We start from the raw sequence: 21,484 nt of genomic DNA, 5'->3' as shown, positions 1-21,484 counted from the left end.
CTGTTTAGGCAGGCTTGAAAGCGGCGCAAAACGCGTTTCAAGCCTGTAAAGGTGTAAACGATGTCCCCGGTCTAATTTGTAAAGGATGTACCGGTCTCTACAGTGAGGGGGATGGATCTCAAACTCACCACGCATTCCAGGCAGACATGAAAAAGGCGCCCTATGACAGGCGCCTTTTTCACGGCCGGAATATGTCGCTACTCCTGTGGCAAGGGGATGTTATCCCCGATCAACTGCGTACGGTCGTCGTCAGTTCTATGCCTGCTCGCCACCAAGCCTCATTCACCACCACGTGAACGTTCGGTCAATCGACTTAGAACTTATAGCCCAAACCGACCATGTAGATGAACGGATCCACATCGACGTTGACCCGTGCGCGAGTGCCCGGCGCAACCGCGTTGTTCTCGACGGTGGCGCGGGTATCGATGTCGATGTAACGCACTTGGGCGTTGAGCATGATGTTGTCGGTCAGCATGTAGTCAGCACCGACCTGCCAGGCCAGACCCCAAGAGTTTTTCGCCTTGAAATTGCTGAAGCCGTTGGCGCTGGCTTCGCTGCCAACGTGTTCGTCATAGATCCAGGTGTAGTTGATGCCGCCGCCGACATACGGCTGGAAGGCCGATTTCGAATCCAATGGGTAGTAGACAACGCTGAGGGTCGGCGGCAGGTGTTTCAGGGTGCCGAGCTTGCCGTTGGCCGCTGGCAGGGCAGTACCCTTGAGTTTGACGTCATGCTCGAAAGGCGTGGCCGCGAGCAATTCGAGGCCGACGTGATCGGTGAGCATGTAGGCGAAGTTGAGACCCAGTTGGGTGTCGCTGCTCATGGTCGCCTTGCCGCCCAGATTGGTGCCGCTCAGCGGACCCTGATCAACCTTGACGCTGGAGCTGTCGGCCTTAGGGTTGACGGTGATCGCACCGGCGCGGATGAGGATGTCACCAGCTTCGTGGGCGTGGGCGAGCGGGGCTGCGAGCGCAAGGGCAAACAGCGAGGCGCTGAGCAAGGACTTGTTCATGGGGGCTCCGAAAGGACGTTAGAAATGTCTGATGTCCTATGGTACGAAGCCAACTGATACGGTCTTTTGACTCAGCTCAATGAAACAGTGAAGGGGCAGATTTCTGTGGAACCTTGAGGGCCTCTTCGCGAGCAGGCTCGCTCCCACCCTGGAATGTGATCTCCTGTGGGAGCGAGCCTGCTCGCGAAGACGATGGATCAGCCAATACAAAACTACCGGGATTCACTCCGGCAGCTCATACACATAAATCTTGTCCGCATCCATCTGATACCCGGCATCCGCCAGTTCACTGCTCGACGCCTTGACCTGCAACGGCCCTTCGACCCAGTACGGCTGATACAGCTCATCAAGCTTCACGCCCAACTCGCTTTTCACATGCACGATCTGGTTCGACGGCGGTGGCGGCACGTGGATGCAGGCGCCGAAATACGGCACCAGCAAAAAGTCTGTGGTGCGCCCCTCTTCATTGACTTCCAGCGGCACGATGTAGCCCGGCAAACGAATGTTCTGCCCGTCGAGCGACTTCACCACCGGCGCGTCCGGCATGTCCTGTTTCGCTGCTGGCGCGGACTCGGCAGACAACGCATCGCCCATCTTCGACAGGTCATGCAGCGGCGTCATGTTCGGTACTTCCGGCGCGGCGTCCGGCGGAATCATTTCCGACCACGTCAGGTCTTTCGGCGCCGCTGCCCACACGGGCAGAGCGATCAGCAACAGCAGCGCGAGTGCAGCGCGGGGCATGGTGAACATCCTCATAAACGGATCGACAGGCCATCGGCCAGAGATTGGCGATAAGCGCGCCAGGCCGGCACGCTGCCCATCAGCAGCGCGGCCGCCAGAATGCCACCGAGCAGCGTCCATTCATACTCGCTCGGCCACGCCAGCGGCAGGAACAAACCGTAATTGGCCTGTACATAACCCTGCGCGGCGGCGATGCCGATGTACAGCAACGCTAACCCTGCGATGACGCCTGTCAGCGCCAGTGCAAAAGCTTCGAGCACCAGCAGACTCGCGATATGCCACGGCCGCGCCCCGACCGAACGCAGAATCGCCATCTCGCGGCGCCGTTCGTTGAGGCTGGTGAGAATCGCCGTGAGCATGCCGATCAACCCGGTCAACACCACAAACAACGAGACCACGAACAGCGCTTTTTCAGCGGTGCTCATCAGGCTCCACAACTCCTGCAAGGCCACGCCCGGCAGGATCGCCAGCATCGGTTCGCCACGGAATTCATTGATTTCGCGTTGCAATGCAAACGTGGAAATCTTGCTGTTGAGACCGAGCATGAACGCGGTGATCGCTTGCGGCGTCAGGTCCATGTTGCGCGCCTGATCCGCACTGATCCGTCCATTGCCGCGTGCCGGCACACCGTTGTGCCAGTCGATGTGAATCGCCTCCATACCACCGAGGCTGATGTGCAGCGTGCGATCGACCGGGGTGCCGGTGCGCTTGAGAATACCGACCACGGTGAACGGTTTGTCGTCGTGCTTGACCAGACTGATCGCCGCCACACCGTGGGCCAGCACCAGTTTGTCACCGAGTTTGTAATGCAGCGCATCCGCGACCTCGGCACCCAGCACCACTTCAAAAGGATCGGTTGCAAACGCGCGGCCGTCGGCCAGTGCCAAGTGTTGCTGGCGACCGTACTGGTAATGCTCGAAATACGCTTCAGTGGTACCCATTACGCGATAGCCGCGATGGGAGTCGCCGAGGGACATCGGAATCGCCCACTTCACTTTCGGGTTGCTGGCGAAGTGTTCGAAGCTGTCCCAACGGATGTTGTTGGTGGCATTGCCGATGCGGAACACCGAGTACAGCAACAGGTTTACCGAGCCGGAGCGCGCGCCGACGATCAGGTCGGTGCCGCTGATGGTGCTGGCGAAACTGGCTTTGGCTTCGGTGCGCACCCGCTCGACGGCGAGCAGCAGGCACACCGACAGAGCAATCGCAAATGCCGTGAGCAGGGCGGTAAAACGGCGGTTGGCCAGGCTGGCCATGGCCAGACGAAACAGATACATCTCAGACCTCGGCAGACGTAGCGGCGCGATTGAGTTCGGCCAGGGACAGGTGACGGTCGAACAGCGGCGCCAGGCTCTGGTCGTGGCTGACGAACAGCAAACTGGAACCGGCCTCGCGGCATTCGGCGAACAACAGGCGAATGAAGTTTTCCCGGGCGTCGTAATCCAGTGCCGAGGTCGGTTCGTCGGCGATCACCAGCTCAGGCTGACCGATCAAGGCACGCGCGGCAGCGACCCGTTGTTGCTGACCGATTGACAGTGAGTCAGCGCGACGGCTGAGGAGACTTTCGTCCTTCAAACCCAAGTGCGCGAGCAAGGTAGCGGCGGCTTGATCGACGCTGCCGTGGCGCTGTTTCGCTCGTTGCGCACGCAGTTTCGAGAAGTGGCACGGCAGCTCAACGTTCTCGCGCACCGAGAGAAACGGTAGCAAGTTGAACTGCTGGAAAATGTAGCCGGTGTGATCGACACGGAACGTATCGCGAGCGCCGGCGGAGAGTTCGGTGAGTTCCTGGCCGAGCAGGCGAATGCTGCCGCGACCGGGTTTCTGCACGCCGCCGAGCAAACCGAGCAGGGTGGTCTTGCCGCTGCCGCTGGGGCCTTTGAGGAACAGGGTTTCGCCGGCTTCCAGACGAAACGCCGGGATGTCCAGCAACGGCGGGTGACCGGGCCAGTTGAAGCCCAGGTCGGACAGTTCGATGAGTGCTTGGGTCATGGCACCAGTTTCATGAGTTTTCATAGCCCCTGAAGGAGCTGCCGAAGGCTGCGATCTTTTGATCCTGATCTTCTTAAAGCAAGATCAAAAGATCGCAGCCTTCGGCAGCTCCTACATCGGATCGCGGTGGATCACAGGGGATTTTCGGTGTGATCAGAATTTCAGCGCGGCAGCCTTGGCCGTCACTTCGGTACCTTGCTGGCCGCTGGCGCTGATCAGTTGTACCTGAATTTTCTGCGTCGCCGGGAAGGTCTTGAAAACGTTGGCTAGATCCAGAGTCTTCAACGCGCCCGGTGTGGCGCAGTTGAACTGGTAGTGCGCATGAATTTCGCTATGGTCGTGGTGATGCTCGTGGCCGTCCTTGTCCGCTTCATCGTCGTCGTGATCGTCGGCATCCGGCTTGTCGCCGAACAGCGGGCTCTCCAGTTCTTGGCTGACCACTTTGCACCCAGCAGCGGCGGGCAGGCTGAACAGGGTCAGCGGCTTTTCCAGCTGCGCACGGGCGGCGGCGACTTTGGCCTTGTCGGAATCGCTGGTGGCAACGTGTTCGAAACCGACGAGGTTCATCGCCGGGCTTTCCAGCTCAAGCTCCAGGGTCTGGCCATCAAGCGCGGCATTCAGACGGCCGACGCCATGTTCATGCGCGCCGAGGCTGCCGTGTTCATGGTCGTGATCGTGGTCATGCTCATCAGCCGCGTGGGCGATGGCCAGCGGCAACAGGGCAAACGGCAAAGCGAGCAGCAGACGACGCATGGCGGTCTCCGGGAAGTAAAGTGAAGAGTTTGTTATGTAATCTTATAACGAAAGTGCGCAGAGTTTGCCCGTGCGCTTGGCGTTGCACAAGTCCCGTGGGAGCATGCAGGTCAGAAAAGTGCAGGAGCGAACTCAATGTTGCGGATACGCGGAACCGTCGGTGATGTGCCGGTGGACTTGACGGTGGAACTGGATGACGGCGATTGGGCGAAGCTCGGTTCGGCGCTGAATGGGCAGGCGTCGGTCGCTCAATCTGAGGCGGTCGCATCAGCCCCGGCGGCGAAACCGCTGAATCAGGACGATGCGTTGTGGCAGGTGGCCAAGGATCTGTTGCGCAAGGCTGGGCAGATCAGCGGTCCGGATCTGCTTGATCAGCTTGAAGGGCTGACCGGCAGCGCGGTGGCGGGCAAGCGCTTGCTGGTGCGCTTGCGCCATAGCTCGGACGTGAAAGTGGTGAGCGGCGGGGATACGCCGCTCTACAGCTGGATCGAATGAACCGCAAAAGATCGCAGCCTGCGGCAGCTCCTACATTGGAATGGAGTACACCCCTGTAGGAGCTGCCGCAGGCTGCGATCTTTTGATCTTAATAAAGCGCAGCAAACATCTTGCGGCGGTACACCGACACCAGTGGATGATCATTGCCCAGCAGCTCGAACACCTGCAGCAAGGTTTTGTGCGGCAGGCCTTCGCTGTAGCTGCGGTTGCGGATGAACAGCTTCAGTAGTGCGTCAAGCGCCGCTTCATACTGCTGGCGAGCGAGTTGCTGGATCGCCAGTTGATACACCGCTTCATCATCCTGCGGATCTTTCGCCAAACGCGCTTTCAGGTCGGCGGCATCCGGCAGGTCACGAGCAAGTCCGAGGAACTTGATCTGTGCCTTGGCCCCGGCCAGCGCGGCCTTGTGTTCGTCGCTCTTGACTGCATCCAGCACGGCTTGCGCTTCGTCCAGCTCGCCGCGTTCAGTCAGGCAGCGCGCGTAGAGGATCAGCGCCTTGGCGTTAGTGTTGTCCTCGGTGAGCATCACCACCAGCGCCGCTTCGGCATCGGCGTAACGGCCGTCATCGAACAATGCCTGAGCCTGTTCGAACGGATCAGCGGCGGCCGGTGGCGGCATCTGTACATGCGGCTCAAGCAGGGCGCGCACGGCGGATTCCGGTTGTGCACCGGCAAAACCGTCGACCGGTTGACCGTCCTTGAACAGCACCACGGTCGGCAGGCTGCGAATGCCGAAGCGCGCGACGATGTCCTGCTCGATGTCGCAGTTGACCTTGGCCAGCAGCAACTCGCCCTGATAGCTCTCGGCAATACCTTGCAGCATTGGCATCAACGCCTTGCATGGCGCACACCATTCGGCCCAGAAATCCACCAGCACCGGTTTGTTGAAGGAAGCCTCGATCACCGACTGGTCGAAATCGGCCGTCGTGGCGTCGAAGATGTATGGCGTTTGCTGACTCATGGGGGATCTCGTCAAAGCGTTAATGAACGCACTATAAGCGGTGGCGCAAAAGATCGCAGCCTTCAGCAGCTCCTACAGGTTCAGCGTCCGCCCGCAATATAGACGACAAAGCCGATCACTGTAGGAGCTGCCGAAGGCTGCGATCTTTTAACGATTCCAATCACGCCGCGCGTGGTACAGGCTGACATGCCGAAATTCCTCAGGCTCCGCCAGATCCGGCAACGTCATCGCCTCCAGCACTTCAATCCGCTGATACAACGGATGGCGAAAATCCCGAACCCGCGAATCCGCCACCAACGCTTCATGGCCGCGACTTAAAAACGCATCGAGCAACGGCAGATTGGCCCGGTCATACAACACGTCCGCCACCAGAATCAGATCAAACCGATCCGCTTCGGCAAAGAAGTCCGGCGAGTAACTCATTTCTACGCCATTCAGCGTGGCATTCGCCCGACACGCGGAAATCGCCAGCGGATCCAGATCGCACGCCACGACTTCCAGCGCGCCGGCCTTCACCGCCGCAATCCCGGCAATCCCGGAACCCGCGCCGAAATCCAGCACACGCTTGCCGCGCACCCACTCGGGAAACTCCGCCAGATAGCGCGCCACTGCCAGACCGCTGGCCCAGCAGAAACCCCAGTACGGTGGCTCATGCAGGATTCGCTGAATTTCTTCCTGGCTGAATTCGCGATCCATGTTGTCGCCATCGATCAGCCATAGCTGTAAATCAGTGTCCGGCAATGCACAGACCTTGAGTCTGGCGTCGCCGAGCAATTCACCCAACGCCCGTTGCAGGTCGAGCGGTGCCGTCATGGTGCTTTGACAAATTGCAGCTGGCCCAACGCCTGAGTGGTCGGCTGGCTGATGGTTTGCGAAGGCAGATGCAGGATCAACTGACCGGACTGGCTGGCGCGCCCGCGCAGTTCAACCCGCGCACCGGCGGGGAAGGCGTCCGGGTTGAAGCGCAGGCGGAACGGGAGAATCTGGTTGCTGCCGATCAGGCTGGAACTGGCGAGCAATTGTTGCGGGCGATCCTTTCCATCGATCACCAGCAGCGCCAGTTCGACTTCGGCACCGGCCGGCACGCCTTGCAGGGTGCCGCTCAGTTCGCGTTGATAGGCCGGCAGCGGGCCAAGCTCGGCGGCCTCTTTGGCTTTTTTCTGCGCCTGTTGCGGCGCAGGGCCCGGTGTTGGCGGCTGGGGCTTGGGTGCATCGCTGCCACAGGCCACCAGCAGGCTGAAAAGACTGAGCAAAACGAGCGGACGTAACGGCATTGGATGCTCCGGCAAAATGAAATCCATGGATCAAACGATCATGCCGTTCTGTATACCGCAAAGCCTATGGCTTGTCTTGCCACCGGGATGCGCTACCATGGCCCTCCCTTTTTTTGTTGCCAGCCACCATGCACTGTCCCTTCTGCGGTGCCAACGACACCAAGGTCATCGACTCGCGTCTGGTCGCCGAGGGCGAACAGGTGCGCCGCCGGCGTGAATGCCTGGCCTGCGGCGAACGTTTCACGACGTTCGAGACGGCCGAACTGGTGTTGCCGCGCCTGATCAAAACCGACGGCAGCCGCCAACCGTTCGACGAAGAAAAACTCCGCGCCGGCATGCAACGCGCGCTGGAGAAACGTCCGGTGAGCGTCGAGCGGCTCGAATCCTCTCTGGTTCACATCAAGCACAAGCTGCGCGCCACCGGCGAACGCGAGGTCAAATCCCTTGTGGTCGGCGAACTGGTCATGGCCGAGCTGCAAAAGCTTGATGAAGTCGCCTACATCCGTTTCGCTTCGGTGTACAAGCGCTTCCAGGACCTCAACGAGTTCCGCGAAGAAATCGACCGCCTCGCCCGCGAACCGGTGAAAGAATGACCAGCGCCGCCGAGCAGGCCATCCTCGACGCCCATTTTATGGCGCGTGCGCTGGAACTGGCGCGCAAAGGTCACTACACCACGCACCCCAATCCTCGGGTCGGTTGCGTGGTGGTGCGTGACGGCCAGATCGTCGGCGAAGGCTGGCATGAACGTGCCGGCGAACCGCACGCCGAAGTCCATGCCCTGCGCGCCGCCGGTGAGCTGGCCCGGGGCGCGACTGCTTATGTAACTCTCGAACCGTGCAGCCACCATGGCCGCACACCGCCGTGTGCCGATGCGCTGGTGAATGCTGGCGTAGGCCGCGTGGTCGCAGCGATGCGTGATCCGAATCCACAAGTGGCTGGGCGTGGTTTGCAGCGTCTGGCCGATGCCGGCATCGCCACTGAAAGCGGTGTGCTCGAAGCCGAAGCGCGCCAGCTCAACCAAGGTTTTCTGAAACGCATGGAACACGGCTTGCCGTTCGTGCGGGTCAAGTTGGCCATGAGCCTCGACGGTCGCACGGCGATGGAAAGCGGCGAGAGCCAATGGATCACCGGCCCGGCCGCGCGTTCAGCCGTCCAGCGTCTGCGTGCTCAGGCCGCCGTGGTCCTGACCGGCGCCGACACCGTGCTGGCCGATGGCGCGCGTTTGACTGTTCGCGCGGACGAACTCGGTCTGGACAGTGAGCAAACCGCGCTGGCCATGAGTCGCCCGCCGCTGCGAGTGCTGATCGACGGCCGCCTGCGGGTGCCGCTGGATGCGCCGTTCTTCAAGGCTGGCCCAGCGTTGGTCGCCACCTGCGTCGCGATCGAAGAGCAATATGCCCACGGCCCCGAGTGCCTGATCGTGCCGGGTGATGACGGTCAGGTCGACCTGCATCAATTACTCATCGAACTGGCCAACCGTGGCACCAACGAGGTGCTGGTCGAGGCCGGCCCACGCTTGGCCGGAGCCTTTGCTCAGCTCGGTCTGGTCGACGAATTCGTGATCTTCATCGCCGGCAAGTTTCTCGGCTCCACGGCGCGTCCGCTACTGGACTGGCCGTTGGCTTATATGAAGGACGCTCCCGAGCTGAAAATCACTGAAATTCGCGCGGTGGGCGATGACTGGCGAGTCACTGCCATCCCTGTCCTTGCGGCGAGCGTATAATTCCCGGCCATCGTTATTACGCTGGCTTAGTTCTCAAGGAGAACCCCATGTTTACCGGCATCATCGAATCCATCGGCAGTATCCGCGCACTGACCCCAAAGGGCGGTGATGTGCGGGTCCACGTCGCCACCGGCAAGCTCGACCTGAGCGACGTCAAACTCGGCGACAGCATCGCGGTCAACGGCGTCTGCCTGACTGCCGTTGAGCTGCCGGGCGACGGCTTTGCCGCCGACGTCAGCCGTGAAACCCTCGACTGCACCGCCATGAATGACCTGAAAAGCGGCAGTCCGGTCAATCTGGAAAAAGCCCTGACCCCGACCACCCGTCTCGGCGGGCATCTGGTTAGCGGCCACGTCGACGGCGTCGGTGAAATCGTCTCGCGCAGCGACAATGCCCGCGCCGTGGAATTTCGCATTCGCGCGCCGAAAGAACTGGCCAAGTACATCGCCCATAAAGGCTCGATCACCGTCGACGGCACCAGCCTGACCGTGAACGCCGTCGATGGCGCCGAGTTCATGCTGACGATCATTCCGCACACCCTGAGCGAAACCATCATGGCGTCGTACACGCCGGGTCGCCGGGTGAATCTGGAAGTCGATTTGCTGGCGCGTTATCTGGAGCGCCTGCTGCTTGGCGACAAGGCCGCAGAACCCGGCTCTTCACAAAAGCCTGGTGGCACCATCACTGAAAGCTTTCTGGCCGCCAACGGCTATCTCAAATCCTGACTGAAGGGGGTGCCTTGTGGCGCTCAATAGCATCGAAGAACTGGTTGAAGACATCCGCCAAGGCAAGATGGTCATCCTCATGGATGACGAAGACCGCGAGAACGAAGGCGACCTGATCATGGCCGCCGAATGCTGCCAGGCCGAACACATCAACTTCATGGCCAAGCACGCCCGTGGCCTGATCTGCATGCCGATGAGCCGCGAGCGCTGCGAACTGTTGAAGCTGCCACTGATGGCGCCGCGCAACGGTTCCGGTTTCGGCACCAAGTTCACCGTCTCGATCGAAGCCGCCGAAGGCGTCACCACCGGCATCTCTGCCGCTGACCGTGCGCGCACCGTGCAAGCGGCGGCCGCCAAGGACGCCAAGGCTGAAGACATCGTCAGCCCGGGCCACATCTTCCCGCTGATGGCGCAGGCCGGCGGCACCCTCGCTCGTGCTGGCCACACCGAAGCCGCTTGCGACCTCGCGCGCATGGCCGGTTTCGAGCCGAGCGGGGTGATCTGCGAAGTGATGAACGACGACGGCACCATGTCTCGTCGTGCCGAACTCGAAGAGTTTGCCGCTGAACACAACATCAAGATCGGCACTATCGCCGACCTGATTCACTACCGGATGATCCACGAACGTACCGTTCAGCGGATTGCCGAGCAGCCACTGGACAGCGAACTGGGCCAATTCAACCTGGTGACCTATCGTGATTCGGTGGAAGGCGACGTGCACATGGCCCTCACTTTGGGCACTGTTTGCGCTGAAGAGCCAACCCTGGTTCGCGTGCACAACATGGACCCGCTGCGCGACCTGTTGATGGTCAAGCAACCGGGCCGCTGGAGCCTGCGCGCCGCCATGGCTGCGGTTGCCGAGGCGGGCAGTGGTGTGGTGCTGTTGCTCGGTCACCCGCTCGACGGCGACGTGCTGCTGGCACATATCCGCGAAACCGGTGATCAGGCCGCGCCGAAAAAACCGACCACCTACAGCATCGTCGGTGCCGGTTCGCAGATCCTGCGTGACCTTGGTGTACGCAAAATGCGCTTGATGTCTGCGCCAATGAAATTTAATGCGATATCCGGTTTCGATCTGGAAGTTGTAGAATACGTGCCCTCCGAATAATGACCGGTTGTTTCCGGACCCGTATTCGCGGCAAATAAATCACTGAGGGACGCGTAGCAGACGCGTCCCGGCTCTTTAAGAGAACTGACGAATGACCCTGAAGACCATCGAAGGTACCTTCATCGCCCCTAAAGGCCGCTACGCTTTGGTAGTGGGCCGCTTCAACAGCTTCGTCGTTGAAAGCCTGGTCAGCGGTGCAGTTGATGCCCTGGTTCGCCACGGCGTGAGCGAAAGCGACATCACCATCATCCGCGCACCTGGCGCCTTCGAAATCCCGCTGGTTGCGCAGAAAGTCGCCCAGAAAGGTGAATTCGCAGCCATCATCGCCCTCGGCGCGGTCATTCGTGGCGGCACTCCGCACTTCGAATACGTGGCAGGCGAGTGCACCAAGGGTCTGGCCCAGGTCTCCATGGAGTTCGGCGTGCCGGTTGCCTTCGGCGTCCTGACCGTTGATTCCATCGAGCAAGCCATCGAACGTTCCGGCACCAAGGCCGGTAACAAAGGTGCCGAAGCTGCCCTGTCCGCTCTGGAAATGGTCAGCCTGCTGGCACAGTTGGAGGCCAAGTGATTAGCGACGAAAGCGATCGTTTCAACCCGCGCGAGCCGCGTCCAACCGACGCCGGCAAGCCTTCGAAAAGTGAAAAGCGCCGCGCTGCCCGTCAGCTGGCGACGCAAGCGTTGTACCAGCGCCACATGGCGAGTACTTCGCTGAACGAAATCGAAGCGCAGTTCCGCGTCGATAACGATTTCACCTTCGCCGATGCCAGCTACTTCCACGACATCCTGCACGGTGTTCCGGCCAGTCTGACCGAGATCGACACTGCGTTGGCACCGTGCCTGGACCTGACCATCGAAGAGCTCGACCCGGTTGAACTGTGCGTACTGCGCCTGTCGACCTGGGAACTGCTCAAGCGCGTCGACGTGCCGTACCGCGTTGTGATCAACGAAGGGATCGAGCTGGCGAAAGTCTACGGTTCCACCGACGGTCACAAGTTCGTCAACGGTGTGCTCGACAAGCTGGCTCCGCGCCTGCGTGAAGCTGAAGTGAAGGCGTTCAAGCGCTGATCGGCGCTTGAATCCTTTGTCTCAGCCATGGGCGAGTTTGAGCTGATCCGCAATTTCTTCGCCGCCGCGCCTTGTGCGCAGGGCGGTGAAGGCGTTGCTCTGGGGATTGGCGATGACTGTGCCTTGCTCGCTGTTCCCTCCGGGGAACAGTTGGCGATCTCCACCGATACGCTGGTGGCCGGTGTGCATTTCGCCGATCCCTGCGATCCGTTTCTGCTCGGTCAGCGTTCGCTGGCCGTCGCGGTCAGCGATCTGGCCGCCATGGGCGCCACGCCCGTTGCCTTTACCCTTGCCCTGACTGTACCGACGGTGACCGCCGATTGGCTGCAAGCCTATGCCCGCGGTTTGAACTGCATGGCGCAGAGCTGCGGCGTTGCGCTGGTGGGCGGCGATACCACGCGCGGGCCGTTGAGCCTGACGGTAACCGTGTTTGGTCGCGTGCCTGCGGGTCAGGCATTGACCCGTAGCGGTGCGCAGCCGGGCGACTTGCTCTGTGTCGGGGGGGAGCTGGGCAATGCGGCTGGCGCTCTGCCGCTGGTTTTGCGTCAGCGTGATGCTGAGCCGCAAATCGCTCAACCGCTGCTCGATCATTACTGGTCACCACAACCCCAACTCGCCCTCGGCCAGGCCCTGCGTGGCAAAGCCACGGCGGCGCTGGATATATCCGATGGCCTGCTCGCCGACTGCGGCCATATCGCGCTGGCGTCGAAGGTGCGACTTGAGATTGAACGCGAGCGCGTACCGCTGTCGGATGCATTAGTGGCGTTTCTCGGTCAGCGCGGCGCCGAGCGTGCCGCGCTGAGCGGTGGCGATGATTACGTGCTGGCGTTCACGCTACCGTCCGTCGAGTTGCCGTCGCTGCTGGCCAATGGCTGGCCGATCCATGTGATCGGCCGCGTAGCCGAAGGGCAGGGTGTGGTCTTGCTGGATCGCGAAGGGCACGACATCACCCCGCAAGTCCGGGGCTATCAACATTTTCAGGAGACACCGTGACAGATCACCCGAAACAGGTTCCGGCCGAATTCGTTCCGCCGTCGGTCTGGCGCAATCCCTGGCATTTCCTCGCGTTCGGTTTCGGTTCCGGCACGCTGCCGAAAGCGCCGGGCACGTGGGGTTCGTTAGTTGCACTACCCTTTATCCCGTTGTGGCAGATGTTGCCCGACTGGGGATACTGGCTGATGCTCGGGATCACCATGCTGTTCGGCTTCTGGCTGTGCGGCAAAGTCGCCGACGATCTGCGCGTACACGACCACGAAGGTATCGTCTGGGACGAGATGGTCGGCATGTGGATTACCCTGTGGCTGGTACCGGAAGGCTGGTACTGGTTGCTCGCAGGTTTTCTGGTGTTCCGCTTCTTCGACATTCTCAAGCCATGGCCGATTCGCTGGATCGACCGGCATGTGCATGGCGGCGTCGGCATCATGCTCGACGACGTGCTGGCCGGTGTGTTCGCCTGGCTGGCGATGCAGGGTCTGGTGTGGATTTTCGCCTGATTCCAAGGGATATCAGGGGCAAGTGAGGGGACTGGGGATGGCTCGACGCTGGTTGGCGTTAGTGGTTTTGGCTTTGCTGAGCACCGTGGCCGGTGCGCAGGACGCCGCGCCGACGCCGGCGGTCATCCATCTGGCCAGTGAAGACTGGGAAGACTACACCGCCGCTGATGGCCATGGTCTGGGTTGGGACGTGCTACGCAAGGTGTTCGAGCCGGCCGGGGTCAAGCTCGATATCCGCAGCGTGCCTTACACCCGTTCGGTCGGGCTGGTGCAGTTGAAGGAAGTCGACGCGCTGGTTGGCTCCTACCGCGACGAGGCCGAACAGGTGTTGTATCCGCACTGGAATTTCGATTCCGACCACATCTATGCATTGGGTCTGGCGAGCAATCCGGCGCCCACCCAGGCGACGCTGGGCAAGTATCGACTGGCTTGGGTGCGCGGTTACCGTTACGAAAACTACCTGCCGAACATCAAGCGTTACAACCAGATCGAACGCCGTACCGGGATCTTGTCGATGCTCAAGCAGGGGCGGGCGGATTATTACATCGATGCACTGACCGAGATCGAGGCCGTGCTCAAAACCGCAGCAGATCCGGCGCTGTATCGCTATTCACATCTGATCGAGCTGCCGTTGTTTCTCGGGTTTGCCGACACCCCGCAGGCGCGTGCGCTGATGGCACTGTTTGACCAGCGCATGGAGCAGTTGGTGAAGAGCGGCGAGTTGAAGCCGATCTTCGAGAAGTGGAAGCAGCCGTATCCGTTCACTACCGGCGCGACGAATCCCCTGTAGGAGCTGCGGCACGCTGCGATCTTTTGATCTTGATCCTAAAAGCCGGATCAAAAGATCGCAGTCTCGTTTCACTCGACAGCTCCTACAAGGATCCATGTCGACCGGGTTGTTATCAAACTTTTTGATCGTTATGCCCGATAATTCAGCCTAAGCGTCTGTAGGAACCTGCTGTTACAATGCCGGCCTGCGAATTTTCAGACTCTTTAGATCAGGAGCACACCGGTGCCTGTCGTCTTTGTCGCCGCTTCCAAGCTGCCAACGCCTTTTGCGCAATTCACCATGCACGGTTTTCTCGATGAAGCCACCGGCCGCGAGCACGTCGTGCTGAGCCTGGGTGAAATTGCCGACGGTGCCCCGGTTCTCGGCCGTTTGCACTCCGAATGCCTGACCGGCGACGCCTTGTTCAGCCAGCGCTGCGACTGCGGCTCGCAACTGGAAGGCGCGCTGAAAGCCATCGCCCGTGAAGGCCGTGGCGTGTTGCTCTACCTGCGTCAGGAAGGTCGCGGCATCGGTCTGCTGAACAAGATCCGTGCTTACGAACTGCAGGACGGCGGCGCCGACACCGTTGAAGCCAACGAGCGTCTGGGCTTTGCCGCCGACCAGCGCGATTACGCCATGTGCCTGCCGATGCTTGAGCATCTGGGCGTGAAGTCCCTGCGCCTGATGACCAACAATCCGCGCAAGGTCAAAGCCTTGACCGACATGGGTATCACCGTCGCCGAGCGCGTGCCGCTGCACACCGGCCACAATCCGCACAACAAACTCTACCTGGCGACCAAGGCCAGCAAGCTCGACCACATGATGGGCAACGAGCATCAGGGCGAGGTTGATCGCGCGTGACACGGGGTCAGGTGCGGCGCCGGTTGTCGGTTGATTGGTGGAAATATCTCGCGCTGGCGTTGGTGCCGCTGTTTGTGCTCAACGCGTTGTTTGGTCAGGGCAAAGGGGTTCTGCCGGTACTGGCGATGCCGTTCTTTATTGCCGGCGTGGCGTCGATGTTTGTCAGCCTGAAGTTTTTCGGTCGCTACAAACATGCGCTGATCGCCACGCAGAAAGCCCTCGATACCCCGGATGAACCGGCCGCGTGGATCGCCCTCGCGGCGCGCCGTCGCACTGCGTTTCTGGCGGCAGCCTTGCCGGCATGGATCGGCGCACTGGCGGTGTTTGTCGGTCTTGAAGCCGTACCGTTGATGTTGCTGGCGCTGTCCACGGCGGTGCTGTTCTACCTCTACCGTATTCCGCGTCAACTCGGCTGATGCGCCGTCTCTGGCTGGCGCTTCTGCTGCTGGCCGTCAGTGGCCCTGCGCTGGCGCAACTGCGGGTGGTCAGCCTCGCACCGTCGCTTTCTGAAATTGTCGTTGAGCTGGGTTCGGCTGATCTATTGGTCGGTGTGCTCGATGCCGGGGAACGTCCTGCTGAAATTGCTAACGTCCCCTCTGTCGGCCGCTATGGCCAACTCGACATGGAACAACTGCTGAGCCTTCAGCCTGATTTGTTGTTGCTGTGGCCCGGCAGTGTCGGCCCTGCGCAGCGTGATCAGCTCAAGCGCCTGGGCATCCCGACCTTCGTCGCCGAACCGCATTCTTTAGAACAACTCACCACCCAGATAGAAGCCATTGCCGCGCAATTGGGGCGGCCTGAGCGCGGAGTAAAACGGGTGGCGGCGTTGCGCCAACAACTCGCGGAGCTGCGCCAGCGCTATCGACGGGAAGTGCCGTTGCGGGTGTTCTATCAGGTCTGGGACCAGCCGCTGTACACCGTCGGTGGCGGGCAGATCATCAGCGATGCGCTTGAAGTGTGCGGGGCGCGCAATGTGTTCGGCGACCTGAGTCTGCCGGCGCCGCAGGTGAGTATCGAGGCGGTGTTGCAGCGCGACCCCGAAGTGATTCTTGCGAGTGATCAGGCGCAGTTGAATGCGTGGAAGGCGTGGCCGCAGGTAGTAGCGGTCAAACAGGGGAAATTGCTGTTGGTCACCGACAAAGGCCTTGAGCGCCCAAGTGGCCAAATGATCAGCGCTACCGCCAAACTCTGCCAATTGATCGCGCCGGACAGGTAACCCTGTAGGAGCTGCCGAAGGCTGCGATCTTTTGATTTTGCTGTTTGACTGAGTCGGAATCGCCGAAGATCAAGATCAAAAGATCGCAGCCTTCGGCAGCTCCTACAGGGGATTTCAGTGGATTTCGGGAGTCCAGGTGACACCAAACATCCACACCCGACCTTCCTCGCGATAACCATACTGGCTGCCGTCATAGCTGTAATTCGCCCGGCTGTAGCCCTTGTCGAAAAGGTTATCGACCTTCAGATCCAGCTTGATCTCGCGGTTCAACGCCCAACTGCTACGCAAGCCGAACAGCGCATAGCCACCCAGCGCCTGCGTATTGTCCTTGTCGTCATAACTGCTGCTGACCGCCTGCCAACTGGCGCCGAGGCTAACCTGGTCAAACTGGCGATCGAGATCCCAACTCAACGTGCGCCGCGCACGCCGGGCCAGGGTGCGCCCGGTATCACGATCACGCGGATCGATGATCGCCACTCCGAGGTTGCTCTGCCAGCCGAACACTTCCTGCTTCAATGCCGCTTCAAAACCGTTGATCCGTGCCGAAGCGACGTTCTCTGGGCGTGAATTGCTGCCGAAGATGATCGCGTCTTCCAGGTCCGTACGGTAAATCGACGCCTCGAGACGGCTGCTGTCGCTCAACTGGCTGCGCCATTGCAGCTCGTAGCTTTTCGAGGTTTCCGGCTTCAGATCCGGGTTGCTGAAGTCCGGGTAGTACAAGTCGTTGAAGGTCGGCGCGCGGAAGCCTTCGCTGTAGCTCAGCAACAGATCGTTGTCCGGGTTCAGCGGCAATGTGAAGGTGCCGCTCCAGGTGTTCTGGCTGCCGAATTGCTGGTTATCGTCATGGCGCAGCCCCAGCTCCGTGGAGAAGCTGTCGGCCTGATAACGATGCTGGATGAATGCGGCGCGGTTCCAGCGACTGTCTTCGTCGAATGCGGTGCTGCTGTTGACGCGGTCTTCGTACCAATCGCCGCCGAGGATCAGGCTGTTGCGTGCGTCCAGTGTCAGGTCGTTCTGCCAGTTCACCGAGTCGCGGTAGGTGTTGAACACCGTGCGTTCGTCGCTGAGCTTGTCGAGGGTCTTCTCGCGGTTTTCGGTGTGGCCGAACTCGACGCGGGTTTTCCAGATATCGTTGACCCGTGCATCGACGTAACTGCTGACGCTGCTGACATTGAAATCGCTGTAGGGCTGCTGCTGGACCGATTCGAATGTATTCATGTCGAAGCGGCCGAACGGGTTGTCAAACTCGCTCTTGCCACGGTTATCCAGCAGATTGGCACCGACTTCGATGTCATCGGTCAGCGCATGGCTGAGGCTCAGGCTGACGGATTTATTGCGGTAGGCGTCATGATCGCCATCACTTGGATACGACTCGTGAGTGCGGTCAATTCCGGCGGTTTCATCCAGGCTGGCGCCGAGATTGAAGCGGGTTTTCTCATCGCCCCCGGACAAGCCGAGACTGCGCTGCCATGTCTGGTTGCTGCCGAAACCAACGTGCAGGCGTGGCTGCAAACCTTGCTCAGTACCGCGTCGAGTGAAGATCTGAATCACCCCGCCAATCGCGTCGCTGCCGTAAATCACCGAACGCGAACCGCGCAGCACTTCCACCCGCTCGATCTGCTCGATGTTCAGATGCTGCAGGTTGCTGTCGCCGGACGTCGAACTGCCAATGCGCTGGCCGTCGACCAGCACCAGACTCTGCGCTGACTGCGTGCCGCGAATGTAGATCCCCGGCAGGCTGCCGCGCCCGCCGGCCTGCGCCACTTGCACGCCGGGAACGCGACGCAGCAGGTCCGGCACATCGCTCGGTTGCAGGCGGTCGATGTCTTCACGGGTGAATACCGTGTTGGCGGCGCTGCTGTCGTTGCGGGCTTCGACCTGGCGGTTGGCGGAGATCAGCATGTCCGGCAGCTTCAATGCTTGATCACGTTCGAAGGCGTCGGCGAGGGCGTTGGCGGTCGGCAGCAGGAAGAAGGGCAGGGCGAGGCGCGAGAGTTTCATGGACAGTCCACTGGTGTTTCAGGTGTACACAAATCAAATGTGGGAGCGAGCCTGCTCGCGAATGCGGTGTATCAGTCAGCAATGTATTGACTGACAGTCCGCTTTCGCGAGCAGGCTCGCTCCCACAAGGGTAATGCGTTTATTTGTTGAATAAGGCCAGACGCTCACGAATCGACGCTTCGATCCCGGCCTCATCCAGCCCGCACTCGGCCAGCATCTGCGCAGGCTTGGCGTGCTCGACGTAGATATCCGGCAAGCCCAGATGCAGCATCGACTTGAGAATGTTCTCGCGCGCGAGGAACTCGCTGACCGCGCCACCGGCGCCGCCCATGATCGCGTTTTCTTCTATGGTCACCAGCAACTCATGGCTGCCGGCAATCTCGCGCACCAGCGCTTCATCCAGCGGTTTGACGAAACGCATGTCGACCACAGTGGCATTGAGTTTTTCAGCGACTTTCAGCGCTTCGGCCAGTTGCACACCGAACACCAGCAAGGCGACTTTGCTGCCCTGACGACGGACGATGCCCTTGCCGATTTCGATCGGCTCGAGGTCTTTCTCGATGGTTGCGTTCGGGCCATTGCCGCGTGGATAACGCACTGCCGCCGGGCCGTTGTAGAGGTGGCCGGTGGTGAGCATCTTGCGCAGCTCGTTTTCATCGCTCGGGGTCATGATGACCATGCCCGGGATGCAGCGCAGGTAGGACAGATCGAAGCTGCCAGCGTGGGTCGGGCCGTCTTCGCCGACCAGGCCGGCACGATCGATGGCGAACAACACATCGAGGTTTTGCACCGCGACGTCATGCACCAACTGGTCGTAACCCCGCTGCAGGAATGTCGAATAGATCGCCACCACCGGTTTCGCGCCTTCGCAGGCCATGCCGGCGGCGAACGTCACCGCATGTTGCTCGGCAATCGCCACGTCGAAGTAGCGCAGCGGGAAGCGTTCGCTGAACGCCACCAGGTCCGAGCCTTCCTTCATCGCCGGGGTAATCCCGACCAGACGTGGATCGGCGGCGGCCATGTCGCACAGCCACTCGCCAAACACCGCTGAGTATTTCGGCCCGCTGGCCTTTTTCGGCGCGGCGGCCGGAGCATCCAGTGGTTCGAGTTTGGTGATGGCGTGGTAACCGATCGGGTCGACTTCCGCCGGGGCGAAGCCTTTGCCTTTCTTGGTGACGATGTGCAGGAACTGCGGGCCTTTCAGATCACGCATGTTGCGCAGCGTGGCGATCAGGGTCGGCAGGTCGTGGCCATCGATCGGGCCGATGTAGTTCCAGCCCAGCTCTTCGAACAGCGTGCCGGGGACCAGCATGCCCTTGGCGTATTCTTCGGTGCGACGAGCGATTTCCCAGGCGCCGGGCAGGCGCGACAGGACTTTCTTGCTGCCTTCACGCATGCTCGCGTAGGTACGGCTGGAAAGGATCTTCGCCAGATAATTCGACAGGCCGCCGACATTGCGCGAGATCGACATGTCGTTGTCGTTGAGGATCACCAGCATGTTGGCGTTCACTTCCGGCGCATGGTTCAGCGCCTCGAAAGCCATGCCGGCGGTCAACGCGCCATCACCGATCACGGCAATCGCCTTGCGATCACTGTTTTGCAGGCGGGCGGCAATCGCCATGCCCAGCGCAGCGCTGATCGAAGTACTGGAGTGGCCGACGCCAAAGGTGTCGTACTCGCTCTCGGCGCGACGCGGGAAGGCAGCGATGCCGTCCTTCTGGCGCAGAGTGCCCATGCGCTCGCGGCGACCGGTGAGGATCTTGTGCGGATACGCCTGATGCCCGACGTCCCACAGCAGACGGTCGTCCGGCGTGTCGAAGACGTAATGCAACGCGATGGTCAGCTCGATCACGCCCAGGCCGGCACCGAAATGCCCACCGGTCTGACCGACCGTGTAGAGCAATTCCAGGCGCAACTCATCGGCCAGGGTTTCCAGCTCGGCTTCGCCTAACCGGCGCAGGCCGTCCGGCGTGTTCGCGCGGTCGAGCAGGGGCGTGGTCGGGCGCTTGCGGGGAATCTCATGAAACGTCGTGGGCATCAGGCGAATCGTTATAGGTATAGAAGATGCGGCAGTTTACCTGATGCATCGCCCCCTGCCCACGCGTTGGTCTTTTTTGGCGGATACGCCGTCAGTTGCGCCGCTCGACGATATACCGGGCCAGCTCGCGCAAGGGCTCGGCCGCCGCGTCAAACGGTCGCAGGGCGTGCAGGGCCTGATCGCGCAGTTCCAGCGCGTAAGCCTTGGCAGCGTCGAGACCGAGCAGCGCCGGGTAGGTCGGTTTGTCGCGGGCGATGTCGGCGCCCTGGCGTTTACCGAGGGTTTCGGTATCGCTTTCGACGTCGAGGATGTCGTCCTGCACCTGGAAAGCCAGGCCGATGGCCTGTGCATAAGTCTGCAGGGCACGGAGTTCATCCTGCTCGGCACGGCCGCTGGCCAGAGCACCGAGTTTGACGCTGACTTCGATCAGTGCGCCGGTCTTGTGCCGGTGCATCTGTTCGAGGGCTTTCTGATCGAGTTTGAGGCCGACCGAACCGAGGTCGATGGCTTGACCACCGACCATGCCTGCCGGACCAGCGGCGTTAGCCAGCGCGGTGACCATTTGCAGGCGGATGTCGCTGCTGCAATCGCTCAGGCGCGGGTCGAGCAGGGCGCTGAAGGCCAGGCTCTGCAAACCGTCACCGGCAAGAATCGCGCAGGCTTCATCGAATTTCTTGTGGGTGGTCGGCTGGCCGCGACGCAGATCGTCGTCGTCCATCGGCGGCAAATCATCGTGAACCAGCGAGTAGGCGTGGATCAGCTCAACCGCGCAGGCCGCGCCGTTGGCCTGTTCAGCCTTGCCGCCGAGCGCTTCGCACGCCGCGTAGGCCAGCAGCGGTCGCACGCGTTTGCCGCCGTTCATCACGCTGTAGCGCATGGCTTCGTAAAGCCGCGCCAGTTCCGGCAATGGCGCGTTGAACTGAGTTTCCAGCGCTGCGTTAACCCGGGTCTGACTGGTCGCCGTATACGCTGCAATCATTCTGGCTGTTCCGCGTCGAAGGGTTCCTCGGCGAGTTCGCCATCGCGCTCCAGCAGCACTTGCACCTTCTGCTCGGCTTGCGCCAGCGCTGCCTGGCAGTCACGGGTCAGACCGATGCCCTGCTCGAAAGCGGTCAGCGAGTCTTCCAGCGACAATTCACCGTTCTCCAGACGCTCGACCAATGTTTGCAGGTCGGCGAGGGACTGTTCGAAATCCAGTGCAGCTTTTTTGCGGGCCATGGCGGCGATTTCCGGTTGACGTTAAACCGGCGCGACACTAGC

Annotated in this window: 25 protein-coding genes; 13 read left to right on the top strand and 12 right to left on the bottom strand. The window is 61.0% G+C overall.

What is annotated here, in order from left to right; genetic code table 11:
- Positions 1 to 313 precede the first annotated feature (313 nt).
- From M5G26_RS05975 to M5G26_RS05955, 5 genes are all read right to left on the bottom strand, one after another.
- Positions 314 to 1,012 (bottom strand): OmpW/AlkL family protein, encoded by a 699-nt coding sequence (locus M5G26_RS05975; RefSeq protein ID WP_077574716.1) that lies wholly within the window; start codon positions 1,010 to 1,012, stop codon positions 314 to 316.
- A gap of 222 nt (positions 1,013 to 1,234) precedes the next feature.
- Complete coding sequence (locus tag M5G26_RS05970) at positions 1,235 to 1,753, bottom strand: DUF3299 domain-containing protein (RefSeq protein WP_038362169.1); 519 nt, start codon at positions 1,751 to 1,753, stop codon at positions 1,235 to 1,237.
- Between the two features lie 11 nt (positions 1,754 to 1,764).
- Complete coding sequence (locus M5G26_RS05965; protein WP_273914682.1) at positions 1,765 to 3,030, bottom strand: ABC transporter permease; 1,266 nt, start codon at positions 3,028 to 3,030, stop codon at positions 1,765 to 1,767.
- 1 nt (position 3,031) lies between these two features.
- Positions 3,032 to 3,742, bottom strand: a complete 711-nt coding sequence (locus tag M5G26_RS05960; protein ID WP_090286721.1) for an ABC transporter ATP-binding protein — start codon at positions 3,740 to 3,742, stop codon at positions 3,032 to 3,034.
- Between the two features lie 153 nt (positions 3,743 to 3,895).
- Positions 3,896 to 4,495: a DUF2796 domain-containing protein gene (locus tag M5G26_RS05955; protein WP_150694729.1), complete on the bottom strand. Its 600-nt coding sequence runs from the start codon at positions 4,493 to 4,495 to the stop codon at positions 3,896 to 3,898.
- Between the two features lie 135 nt (positions 4,496 to 4,630).
- On the opposite strand from M5G26_RS05955, the gene M5G26_RS05950 reads away from it, so the two are divergent.
- Positions 4,631 to 4,990 carry a hypothetical protein gene (locus M5G26_RS05950; protein WP_273914681.1) on the top strand — a complete coding sequence of 120 codons (360 nt, stop codon included), beginning with the start codon at positions 4,631 to 4,633 and terminating at the stop codon, positions 4,988 to 4,990.
- A gap of 88 nt (positions 4,991 to 5,078) precedes the next feature.
- Here M5G26_RS05950 and trxA read toward each other — a convergent pair whose 3' ends face one another.
- From trxA to M5G26_RS05935, 3 genes are all read right to left on the bottom strand, one after another.
- Positions 5,079 to 5,951 carry a thioredoxin gene (trxA, locus tag M5G26_RS05945; protein WP_150694728.1) on the bottom strand — a complete coding sequence of 291 codons (873 nt, stop codon included), beginning with the start codon at positions 5,949 to 5,951 and terminating at the stop codon, positions 5,079 to 5,081.
- Between the two features lie 147 nt (positions 5,952 to 6,098).
- On the bottom strand, positions 6,099 to 6,764 hold the full coding sequence (locus tag M5G26_RS05940; RefSeq protein ID WP_273914680.1) for a class I SAM-dependent methyltransferase: 666 nt from the start codon (positions 6,762 to 6,764) through the stop codon (positions 6,099 to 6,101).
- Positions 6,761 to 7,225, bottom strand: a complete 465-nt coding sequence (locus M5G26_RS05935) for a YbaY family lipoprotein (protein WP_273914679.1) — start codon at positions 7,223 to 7,225, stop codon at positions 6,761 to 6,763. Before M5G26_RS05935 ends, M5G26_RS05940 begins: the two co-directional genes overlap by 4 nt.
- Before the next feature lie 128 nt (positions 7,226 to 7,353).
- Here M5G26_RS05935 and nrdR point away from each other — a divergent pair, with 128 nt between their 5' ends.
- The 12 genes from nrdR to M5G26_RS05875 all read left to right on the top strand — a co-directional run bounded on the left by nrdR (position 7,354) and on the right by M5G26_RS05875 (position 16,185).
- Positions 7,354 to 7,818, top strand: a complete 465-nt coding sequence (nrdR, locus tag M5G26_RS05930) for a transcriptional regulator NrdR (RefSeq protein ID WP_007910946.1) — start codon at positions 7,354 to 7,356, stop codon at positions 7,816 to 7,818.
- Entirely contained in the window at positions 7,815 to 8,948 is a 1,134-nt protein-coding gene (gene ribD / locus M5G26_RS05925) for a bifunctional diaminohydroxyphosphoribosylaminopyrimidine deaminase/5-amino-6-(5-phosphoribosylamino)uracil reductase RibD (protein WP_273914678.1), read from the top strand. The genes nrdR and ribD overlap by 4 nt, the downstream gene beginning before the upstream one ends.
- Positions 8,949 to 8,995: 47 nt before the next feature.
- Positions 8,996 to 9,673: a riboflavin synthase gene (locus M5G26_RS05920; protein ID WP_273914677.1), complete on the top strand. Its 678-nt coding sequence runs from the start codon at positions 8,996 to 8,998 to the stop codon at positions 9,671 to 9,673.
- 16 nt (positions 9,674 to 9,689) lie between these two features.
- Positions 9,690 to 10,781, top strand: coding sequence for a bifunctional 3,4-dihydroxy-2-butanone-4-phosphate synthase/GTP cyclohydrolase II (gene ribBA, locus M5G26_RS05915; RefSeq protein WP_007910939.1), 1,092 nt, complete (start codon positions 9,690 to 9,692; stop codon positions 10,779 to 10,781).
- Positions 10,782 to 10,872: 91 nt separating this feature from the next.
- Complete coding sequence (gene ribH / locus M5G26_RS05910) at positions 10,873 to 11,349, top strand: 6,7-dimethyl-8-ribityllumazine synthase (RefSeq protein ID WP_003228649.1); 477 nt, start codon at positions 10,873 to 10,875, stop codon at positions 11,347 to 11,349.
- Positions 11,346 to 11,846, top strand: a complete 501-nt coding sequence (gene nusB / locus M5G26_RS05905; protein WP_034153728.1) for a transcription antitermination factor NusB — start codon at positions 11,346 to 11,348, stop codon at positions 11,844 to 11,846. Before ribH ends, nusB begins: the two co-directional genes overlap by 4 nt.
- A 27-nt stretch (positions 11,847 to 11,873) precedes the next feature.
- A complete protein-coding gene (gene thiL / locus M5G26_RS05900; RefSeq protein ID WP_134177774.1) occupies positions 11,874 to 12,839 on the top strand; it encodes a thiamine-phosphate kinase in 966 nt (321 codons plus the stop codon).
- Positions 12,836 to 13,339, top strand: a complete 504-nt coding sequence (locus M5G26_RS05895; protein WP_007910933.1) for a phosphatidylglycerophosphatase A family protein — start codon at positions 12,836 to 12,838, stop codon at positions 13,337 to 13,339. The genes thiL and M5G26_RS05895 overlap by 4 nt, the downstream gene beginning before the upstream one ends.
- Before the next feature lie 37 nt (positions 13,340 to 13,376).
- Positions 13,377 to 14,129, top strand: a complete 753-nt coding sequence (locus tag M5G26_RS05890; RefSeq protein ID WP_273914676.1) for a substrate-binding periplasmic protein — start codon at positions 13,377 to 13,379, stop codon at positions 14,127 to 14,129.
- A gap of 222 nt (positions 14,130 to 14,351) precedes the next feature.
- The gene (gene ribA, locus M5G26_RS05885) at positions 14,352 to 14,969 is read left to right on the top strand and encodes a GTP cyclohydrolase II (RefSeq protein WP_016984117.1); all 618 of its coding nucleotides are present in this window, start codon (positions 14,352 to 14,354) and stop codon (positions 14,967 to 14,969) included.
- A complete protein-coding gene (locus M5G26_RS05880; RefSeq protein WP_273914675.1) occupies positions 14,966 to 15,385 on the top strand; it encodes an MFS transporter in 420 nt (139 codons plus the stop codon). The genes ribA and M5G26_RS05880 overlap by 4 nt, the downstream gene beginning before the upstream one ends.
- Complete coding sequence (locus tag M5G26_RS05875) at positions 15,385 to 16,185, top strand: cobalamin-binding protein (RefSeq protein WP_273914674.1); 801 nt, start codon at positions 15,385 to 15,387, stop codon at positions 16,183 to 16,185. The genes M5G26_RS05880 and M5G26_RS05875 overlap by 1 nt, the downstream gene beginning before the upstream one ends.
- Before the next feature lie 114 nt (positions 16,186 to 16,299).
- Here the strand turns inward: M5G26_RS05875 and M5G26_RS05870 are convergent, their stop codons facing one another.
- The 4 genes from M5G26_RS05870 to M5G26_RS05855 all read right to left on the bottom strand — a co-directional run bounded on the left by M5G26_RS05870 (position 16,300) and on the right by M5G26_RS05855 (position 21,442).
- Entirely contained in the window at positions 16,300 to 18,186 is a 1,887-nt protein-coding gene (locus tag M5G26_RS05870; protein ID WP_273914673.1) for a TonB-dependent receptor domain-containing protein, read from the bottom strand.
- A gap of 139 nt (positions 18,187 to 18,325) precedes the next feature.
- Positions 18,326 to 20,224 (bottom strand): 1-deoxy-D-xylulose-5-phosphate synthase, encoded by a 1,899-nt coding sequence (gene dxs / locus M5G26_RS05865; RefSeq protein WP_273914672.1) that lies wholly within the window; start codon positions 20,222 to 20,224, stop codon positions 18,326 to 18,328.
- A gap of 91 nt (positions 20,225 to 20,315) precedes the next feature.
- Positions 20,316 to 21,203 (bottom strand): (2E,6E)-farnesyl diphosphate synthase, encoded by an 888-nt coding sequence (gene ispA, locus M5G26_RS05860; protein WP_273914671.1) that lies wholly within the window; start codon positions 21,201 to 21,203, stop codon positions 20,316 to 20,318.
- The gene (locus tag M5G26_RS05855; protein ID WP_003228627.1) at positions 21,200 to 21,442 is read right to left on the bottom strand and encodes an exodeoxyribonuclease VII small subunit; all 243 of its coding nucleotides are present in this window, start codon (positions 21,440 to 21,442) and stop codon (positions 21,200 to 21,202) included. The genes ispA and M5G26_RS05855 overlap by 4 nt, the downstream gene beginning before the upstream one ends.
- Positions 21,443 to 21,484 lie beyond the last annotated feature (42 nt).

The organism is Pseudomonas sp. TNT2022 ID642 (assembly GCF_028656995.1).
GTDB lineage: Bacteria > Pseudomonadota > Gammaproteobacteria > Pseudomonadales > Pseudomonadaceae > Aquipseudomonas.
This window is presented reverse-complemented; position numbering and strand designations above follow the sequence as displayed.